Annotated in this window: 7 protein-coding genes; all 7 read left to right on the top strand. The window is 38.0% G+C overall.

Translation table 11 applies throughout. The features are described from left to right. The first annotated feature begins 179 nt into the window (after positions 1 to 179). Positions 180 to 1,964, top strand: a complete 1,785-nt coding sequence (locus tag CHI06_RS22520) for an acyl-CoA dehydrogenase family protein (protein ID WP_095250802.1) — start codon at positions 180 to 182, stop codon at positions 1,962 to 1,964. Between the two features lie 180 nt (positions 1,965 to 2,144). Beyond that, on the top strand, positions 2,145 to 2,501 hold the full coding sequence (locus CHI06_RS22515; RefSeq protein ID WP_095250801.1) for an arsenate reductase family protein: 357 nt from the start codon (positions 2,145 to 2,147) through the stop codon (positions 2,499 to 2,501). Between the two features lie 87 nt (positions 2,502 to 2,588). After that, positions 2,589 to 2,972: a glycine cleavage system protein GcvH gene (gcvH, locus tag CHI06_RS22510; protein WP_095250800.1), complete on the top strand. Its 384-nt coding sequence runs from the start codon at positions 2,589 to 2,591 to the stop codon at positions 2,970 to 2,972. 113 nt (positions 2,973 to 3,085) lie between these two features. Continuing rightward, the gene (locus CHI06_RS22505) at positions 3,086 to 3,325 is read left to right on the top strand and encodes a YusG family protein (RefSeq protein WP_095250799.1); all 240 of its coding nucleotides are present in this window, start codon (positions 3,086 to 3,088) and stop codon (positions 3,323 to 3,325) included. A gap of 131 nt (positions 3,326 to 3,456) precedes the next feature. Continuing rightward, on the top strand, positions 3,457 to 3,813 hold the full coding sequence (locus tag CHI06_RS22500; protein WP_095250798.1) for a toprim domain-containing protein: 357 nt from the start codon (positions 3,457 to 3,459) through the stop codon (positions 3,811 to 3,813). A gap of 4 nt (positions 3,814 to 3,817) precedes the next feature. Next, positions 3,818 to 4,126: a thioredoxin family protein gene (locus CHI06_RS22495; protein WP_095250797.1), complete on the top strand. Its 309-nt coding sequence runs from the start codon at positions 3,818 to 3,820 to the stop codon at positions 4,124 to 4,126. A 244-nt stretch (positions 4,127 to 4,370) separates the two neighbouring features. Further along, on the top strand, positions 4,371 to 9,017 hold the full coding sequence (locus CHI06_RS22490; RefSeq protein WP_257009416.1) for a cell wall-binding repeat-containing protein: 4,647 nt from the start codon (positions 4,371 to 4,373) through the stop codon (positions 9,015 to 9,017). Positions 9,018 to 9,039: the final 22 nt, after the last annotated feature.

The following is a 9,039-nucleotide window of genomic DNA, read 5'->3' as shown; positions in this document are numbered from 1 at the left end:
GTAAGGGACAGGGGAGACCCCACAGGCGCTATAGCGCCGAGGAGGCTCCCCGGACCTCCTGCGGAAAGCGAAGCACCTCGCGACAGGCAGAAACAGCCTGTCCCTGCGGTGATTATTCGAAGAAGCTTTCCTTAGTGGAGCGGAAATCACTGCTATAAAAAGATTAGGAGGAAAATATAATGACACAACAAACTGAAAAAATTATTAAAGGCGGAAGCTTTTTAATCGATGATATTTCCTATAACCGAATTTTAACACCTGAGGATTTTAATGAAGAGCAATTAATGATTGCCAAAACTGCAGAAGACTTCATTGAAAAAGAAGTTCTTCCACAGTTGGAACACCTGGAAAACCATGAATTTGATCGTACTGTAAAGCTTTTAAAGCAAGCGGGTGACCTTGGTCTATTGGCTGCGGATGTACCTGAAGAGTATGAAGGTTTAGGATTAGATAAAGTAACTTCATCACTTATAACTGAAAAAATGTCAAAAGCTGGCGGCTTCTCGCTATCTCATGGTGCCCATGTTGGTATCGGCTCGCTGCCGATCGTTTTATTCGGTAACGAAGAGCAAAAGAAAAAATATTTACCTGCTCTTGCTTCAGGTGAAAAAATTGCGGCCTACGCCTTAACCGAGCCAGGTTCAGGTTCTGATGCTCTTGGTGCAAGGACAACAGCTAAATTAAATGCAGAGGGTTCTCATTATATCCTAAACGGCGAAAAACAGTGGATCACCAATGCAGGTTTTGCAGATGTATTTGTTGTATATACCAAAATTGATGGCGAACACTTTACCGCATTCATTGTGGAAAGAGATTTCCCAGGAGTTTCTACTGGGGCAGAAGAAAAGAAAATGGGAATTAAGAGCTCATCCACACGTACTCTTATTTTAGAAGATGTACCAGTACCTGTTGAAAATTTATTAGGTGAATATGGCAAAGGCCATGTCATTGCGTTTAATATTTTAAACATCGGACGCTATAAATTAGCAGTTGGCGCTGTAGGCGGATCTAAGAATGCATTTGAGTTAGCCGTTAAATATGCAAATGGCCGTAAGCAATTTAACACACCAATTTCTCAGTTTAATTTAACAAAAGAAAAGTTCGGTACCATGGCTTCAAAAATCTATGCAGCGGAAAGCTCTGTTTACCGGACCGTTGGAATGTTCGAAGAAAACCAAGGAAAGCTTTCTACTGAAGAACAAAAGGACATTAAATTAGTGGCAAATTCGATTGCTGAATATGCAATTGAATGTTCTGTTAATAAATTCTTTGCAAGTGAAGTATTAGATTACGTTGTAGACGAGGGTGTCCAAATTCATGGTGGATACGGCTTTATGCAGGAGTATACAATTGAAAGAGCGTACCGTGATTCCCGTATTAACCGGATTTTCGAAGGTACGAATGAAATTAACCGCCTGATTGTGCCTGGCACATATATTAAAAAAGCATTTAAAGGAGAGCTGCCATTATTCCAAAAAGCTACGGCACTTCAAGAAGAAATCATGATGTTAATGCCTGAAGAGCCTGGTGATGAGCCTCTTGCACAAGAAAAACATCTAGTAAGTAATGCCAAGAAAATCGGCTTATTAGCTTCGGGCTTAGCTGCACAAAAATTTGGTAAGGCTCTTGATAAAGAACAAGAAATCTTATCAAATATCGCGGATATTGTTTCTAATGCCTATGCAATGGAATCTGCCGTTTTACGCACAGAAAAAGCAATCGCCAAGACGGGTCTAGAGAAAAATAAACAAAAGCTTCTATATACACAAATCTTCTGTCAAGAAGCTTTTAACGAAATCGAACAGCATGCTAAAGAAACGTTAGTTGCAACTGAACAAGGAGATACACTTCGTATGCTTGTATCTGCCCTTCGCAAACTTACACGCCATACCCCAATCAATGTGATTGGTAAGAAACGTGAAGCTGCTGATGTTCTGATTGAAGCTGAACGCTATATCGTATAATGGATAAACTTTAGGCTCCCGGCGTTTGTTGGGAGTCTAAATTTTTCTGTTGGTTTAGCAGGAAATTCGCAGATTTAGTCGAATTTTTGTAAGGGAAGCATTTTTACTTTTTTTCTCGTTGTGTTACTATTCAAGTGACGATGACGTCATTAGATGTTTTGTGCAGAGGGGGTGGAAGGGATGTCTCTTACTTTTTACTGGTATCCGAAATGTGGTACATGTCGAAATGCAAAGAAATGGCTGGATGCACATCATCTTTCCTACAAAGAAATACATATTGTTGAACACCCACCGACTAAGGCAGAACTTCAGGATTATTACGAAAAAAGCAACCTTGAATTAAAGAAGTTCTTTAATACAAGCGGGCAAAAGTATCGTGAACTGGGTATTAAGGATAAAATATCCACTGCTTCAGAAGATGAACTGCTAGATTTGTTAGCCTCGGATGGGATGCTAATCAAAAGACCATTAGTAACGGATGGGGAAAAAGTAACAGTAGGCTTTAAAGAAGAAGAGTATGAGAAAATGTGGTTATAAGCATATCAATACTTTTCAAAAAGTTATTAAGGTAAAATCGATATATGTCGATGATAGAATTTCAGAAAATAATGGAGGGATTTTGTAATGACTACACCAAAGGAATTGCGTTATTCTGAAGAACATGAGTGGGTAAAGATTGAAGGAGAAACAGTCCGTGTAGGGATTACTCACTTTGCACAATCTGAGTTAGGAGACATCGTTTTTGTTGAACTTCCTGAAGTGGGCGATGAAGTGACTGCAGATGAACCATTTGGCAGTGTTGAATCTGTAAAAACAGTTTCTGAATTATATGCGCCGCTGAGTGGTAAGGTTGTTGAAGTTAACGAAGATTTAAGTGACAGCCCTGAATTCGTAAACGAATCTCCATATGAAAAGGCATGGATGATTGTCATTGAGCCTTCTAATAGCAATGAATTGGAGAACCTCATGACTGCAGAACAATATGAAGCAATGATTAAAGAAGACTAATAGTAGCAAAACACCTTGTTCCTCAAGGTGTTTTTTTATGGGAAAAATTCGCACCTTGTATATTCTACAACTAGGGGATACTATAATAAACTTTTACAAAAGGGGATCTTGGAATGACATTGAAACAACAGAAAATTGATGTGACAGATCGCGTAGTTGGTAAAATGAAAAATGGTGAAATGGAATTATTTCTTGATAACACTCCAATTGGAAAGATTCAGCTACCGGGAGACATGACTTTCCAGTTAGATCAGCGATTTGAAGTAGAACAAAGAAAAATATTTCAGAATGTGACAGTGACAGAACAGCCAGATGCAAAATATACCGATTGTGATGATGGTGGATGGTGTTAGTACATGAACCTATAAGCAAACACCTATTATCAAAAGGTCTATCGTGGTATAGTTAACATATAGACACGTTATTAAATTTATTGAATATGTTAACATCAACAAATAACTTTCTTTCGTATAGGTGATGAATGATGAATGACACGTATGGTGATAAAGTTCTGATTGTTGAAGGAAAATCAGATAAGAAAAAGGTAAAAAGTATCCTGAAGGAACCGATGGATATTGTTTGTACAAATGGTACCATTAGTATGTCGAAATTGGATGAATTAATTGACTCTCTCGAAGATAAAGAGGTCTATATCCTTGTAGATGCTGATGATGCTGGTGAAAAGCTGCGCAAACAATTGAAGAGGGAGTTCCCTCAAGCGGAACATATCTATATAGACAGAATGTACCGCGAAGTAGCAACTGCTCCAGTGTACCATCTAGCTACCGTTCTTTTAGGCGCTAATATCGATGTTCATTCTGAATTTTTAGAGATGGGTTAAGAAAATGAACGATTGGAACCTTGATGAAGTATCATCATTCTTAAAAGATCATTCATCCGGACTCATTTACTTCTATACCCCTTTATGTGGTACTTGTCAGGTAGCATCGAGAATGCTGCAAATTATTGAGAAAATGGTTGATGTAGAAATAGGGAAAATCAATTTGAACTATAACTCCGAACTGGCGATAAAGTTTGAAATTGAAAGTGTTCCCTGTCTTATTTTTATAAAAAATGGTGAGATTGTTGATACAATCTATGCTTTTCAATCCGTTCCGTTTTTATATGAAAGATTAAAACATCATTTTAACTAAAACAGATGCTTAGGTATCTGTTTTTTTTTGTCTAAACAGTAGGTATTTTATCTTTACAATTAATAGGAAACTTATCCTAATTTTTCTAAAATATTATTTGACTATTTGTAATATTATTACTAAACTAATATAGTACAACAATTCTGAATATGGGAGAGGTAGTGATATTTTTATATATCGTATTCTTATTATGAGACAAACAATTTGATTTGGTTTTTATTTATCTCATTAGGGGGGAAAGGGTTTGAAAATTAAAGGTAGTGTATCACTAGCACTTGCATCGTTGCTTCTGTTCTCTAACTCAGCAATGGCTGCTACTGTTAGTAAGCCGGTATTAAAGTCAGAAACCGTAAAACCACAAAGAGATTTTGCAAAGTCAATTAACATGCCAAAGGGTCAAAATTTTGAAAAAGAAGCAGGATACAAAAAGCGTGATAAGGTTCGTGTAATTGTTGAAGTCGAAGGTGAACCGGCGATTACATATGCAACAAAGCAAGGCAAGAAATATAATGAATTATCTGCATCTGTTAAAGAAAAGCTTCAAAATGATATTTTGAAAGAACAAAATGCTGTTAAATCAAAAATTGCTGCTAAGGCAGTAAAGATGCAATACAAGCAAAATTTCACTACAGCTGTTAACGGATTTAGTGGAATTGTCGAATACGGTCAAGTTGCTGCACTTAGAAGTGTTGAAGGAGTAACAAAGGTAACAATTGCAAATGAATATCAGCGTCCGGAAACTACTCCGGAAATGAAATATAGTAAAGACATCATCCAAGCTCAAGCCACTTGGGATGATTATGGAGTAAAAGGCGAAGGAATGGTAGTTGCTGTTGTTGACACCGGTATCGATCCTAGCCATAAAGATATGGTTTTAACTGATGCTTCAAAAGCAGATTTAACTAAAGCAGAAGTTGAAGCTGCAGTTAAAGATAAAGAAGTTCTTGGACAATTCTTTACTGAGAAGGTCCCTTACGGTTATAACTATTATGATGAAAATAACGAAATTCTTGACATTGGCCCAGACGCTTCTATGCATGGAATGCACGTTGCGGGTACTGTTGGGGCCAATGGTAACGAAGCAGAAGGCGGCATAAAAGGGGTTGCACCTGAAGCTCAATTACTTGCAATGAAGGTATTCGGAAATGACCCAGAGATGCCTTCAACATGGAGTGACATTATCATCAAAGCGATTGATGATGCAATCCAGCTTGATGCTGATGTTGTTAACATGAGTTTAGGTTCAACTGGTGCATTTGTACTACCTGATGATCCAGAGCAAATGGCTGTTCAAAGAGGAATAGATAATGGTGTGTTAATGTCTATTTCTGCAGGTAACTCCAATCATTTTGGTGATGGATACTTTAATCCACTAGCAGCAAATCCTGATAAAGGTGTTGTAGGTTCACCAGGTTTATCTACTAATTCCTTACAGGTTGCTTCACTTGAAAATAGTTTTATTGACTTATTTGCAGCAACTTATTCATTTGGCGAAACAGCAGGAAAAGCTCCATTCTTATCTGCAAGTGCTGTAGAACCTGCTCAAGGTCAATCATACGAAATCCTAGACGCTGGTATTGGTCTTCCTGAACAATTTGCAGGTAAGGATTTTACAGGGAAATATGCATTAATCCAACGTGGAACTCTTGGTTTCGTTGTTAAAGCACTAAATGCACAAGCTGCAGGTGCTGCTGGGGTTATTATTTATAACCATTCTGATGGTTATGTCAGCATGGCAACATCTCCAGATATTAAGATTCCACAGCTATTTATGCTGAAAACAGATGGAGATTTATTAAAAGCTCAATTAGCGGCTGGTACACCAGTAACAGTTCAATTCCAAGGGGACCAAGTTACTGCTGCAAACCCTACTGCTAATCAAATGTCAAGCTTTACATCTTGGGGTGTAACTCCAAACCTAGACTTTAAGCCTGAAATTACAGCACCAGGTGGAAATATTCTTTCTACACTTAATAATGACCAGTACGGAACAATGAGTGGTACATCAATGGCTGCTCCTCACGTATCAGGTGGTTCTGCCCTTGTCCTTGAGCGAGTAGAAAAAGATTTCCCTAATCTCACAGGTGCAGCAAAAGTAAATATGGCTAAAAATATCTTGATGAACACAAGTAAGGTAGTAGAGGATAAAGGAACATATAATGCAGCATATATGCATAATCCTTATTCTCCACGCCGCCAAGGTGCTGGGTTAATGCAGCTTCATTCAGCATTAAGCACTCCAGTAGTGGTTACAAACACTGCTACAAATGAAGCAAAAGTTGCCTTGAAGGAAATTAAAGGTAATAAAGCAACTTTTGCATTAAAGGCTGAAAACTTCTCAGACAAAGCAGTAACTTATAATGTAAGTGGTAATGTTCTAACAGATTTAAACATTGACGGAGTAGACCAATTAGAATCTCAAGGTATCTACAAAGCAGGCACAATATCTGAAGCTGCGCCATGGGTTGGAGAATTCCCAATCTCCTTTAATACAAAAGAGCTGACAGTTCCTGCAAATGGAAGTGCGTCAGTTACTGTAACAGTTGACTTAACAAATACTGTTGAATGGGGTTACAATGCTCCACTAGACGAATTATTTGAAAATGGCTATTTTGTAGAAGGTTTCGTAACATTAACAGATGTTAATGACGAGAATCCGACAGTTAATGTACCATATGTTGGCTTTAATGGTGATTGGAATAAAGCACCTATCATTGACACAAGCAGATATGATGAAAACTTTGAAGAAAAATATTTCTATGGCCATACAGGAATGGTGACATCTGCTGGAGATGACAATTACAATTACTTAGGATTTAACCCTGCTGATGATTCATTTAAAGATGAAAACATTGCATTCTCTCCAAATGGTGACGGTGTAAGTGATGATGCGATGCCAATTCTATCTTTCTTAAGAAATGCTAAATCAGTAGAATACAAGATTGTTGATAAAGACGGAAATGTTCTACGTAAATTAAATTCTGAAGAATTAGTTCGTAAAAACTTCAACGATGGCGGCAGAGGAGATCAATATTATATTAAGACCGCTGCAGCATGGGATGGAACAGTGAAAAACAAATTAGTAGCAGATGGTGAATATTTCTATGAAATCTCATCTACTATTGATTTCGAAGGAAAAGAACCACAAAAAGTTACCTTCCCTGTTGTAGTTGATACTGCAGCACCAGAATTGACTGCAAGTGTTAAAGGGGACAAGCTAACATTAAGTTCATCTGATGAAAATGGATCAGGAGTAGCTTACTATGATATCCTTGTAAACGGTGAATCAGTGTTTGGTGAGGATGATCTGCCATTAGCTGGAACAGCAACTGAATATACATTTGCTAAAGCGCCAGTAGGCGGTACAGTAGAAGTTGTTGCATATGACTTTGCTGGAAACTCTTCTAATGTAGTTGTAGAAGGTGCTAACGACTCTACTATTCCATTCATCCATGTAACTTCAATTGGAGCTACAAATGTTTACACTTCTCATGAACTGCCTGTTGCTGGTTATCTAACAGATAATTCAAAGGTTACTGATTTCAAAGTAGCTGGTAAGTCAGTTGAGCTAGTTTGGAATGATGAAAAATCTCGTTATGAGTTCAGCACAACCGTTACTTTTGAAGAAGATGGTGTCCAAGAAGTTAGAATTTCTGGTAAAGACGTTGCCGGTAATGAGATTGATTACCTAGTACGTGACCTTGTAGTCGATACTACAGCACCTGAACTTAAGGTTGATGTTCCATCAAAAGTAAAACCTAATGTTGATAAAGTTACATTAACTGCAGTTATCTCTGATAACTTCGAAGAACTTAAATATAAAGTGGATGGTAATGAAGAGTTTAATCACCAATTCCAATTTGAAAACTTCGTAATGAAGCCTATCAACGAAACTGTAACAACTGAGCTTGAATTAAAACCAGGAAACAATACATTTACCCTTGAGCTTGAAGACGTTGCAGGTAACAAAACAACGAAAGAAGTAAGTATTTATCGTGGCGATACTCAAGTTGATCGTATAGCTGGTTTGGATCGATACGCAACTTCTGTAGCTGTGAGTCAAAAGGGATGGGAAAAATCAGATGTAGTCGTTCTTGCTCGTGGGGATTTATATGCAGATGCTTTAGCTGGTGTACCTTTAGCAGCTAAATTTGACGCACCACTTTTATTAACGAACCACAATTACCTAAATGCTGCTACAAAAGAAGAGATTGCTAGACTCGGAGCGAAGAAAGTTTATATCCTTGGCGGAGATGGAGCTGTCTTGCCTGCAGTAGAAAAACAAATTAAAGATTCTGGTGTTGAGGTAGTTAGATTGTCAGGCGCAACTCGTTATGACACGGCTGCAGCTATTGCGAAAGAAGTTGCACCAAATGGATCTGACAAAGTTGTTGTTGTAAACGGCGAAAACTATCCAGATGCATTGTCTGTAGCATCTTTCGCTGGAGCAGAAGGATTACCAATTCTATTGGCAAATTCATCGAAAACTCTTCCAGCTGCTACTAATAAAGCGATTGATACATTAGGCTCTAAAGAAACATTAGTTGTTGGTGGAAAAGATGTAATAACTGAAGGGGCTGCTTCAACCTTACCAAAGGTAACTCGCTTAGGCGGTGCAACACGATTTGATACTAATATTGCTGTTGCGAAACACTTTGGTACAGATTCTAATGTTGTTTATGTAGCAACTGGTTACAATTTCCCTGACAGCTTAGCTGGAGCTGCGTTAGCTGCTAAAGATAAGGCTGGTGTCGTATTAGTTTCTAGCACATTACCTGAGGCTGCAAAAGCATACTTGGCTTCATTAGAATTATCTCAAGTAAACGTATTCGGCGGAGAGCAAGTTGTTTCTCCTTCTGTAGTTTCTGAGATTAGTGATTTGTTAAAGTAATTCAGCAGGGAACGAAACGAGA

Source organism: Bacillus sp. 7884-1, assembly GCF_002272245.1.
Classification (GTDB): domain Bacteria; phylum Bacillota; class Bacilli; order Bacillales; family Cytobacillaceae; genus Neobacillus.
Note: the sequence above shows the minus strand (reverse complement) of the source record. Positions and strands in the feature narration are given on the sequence as shown.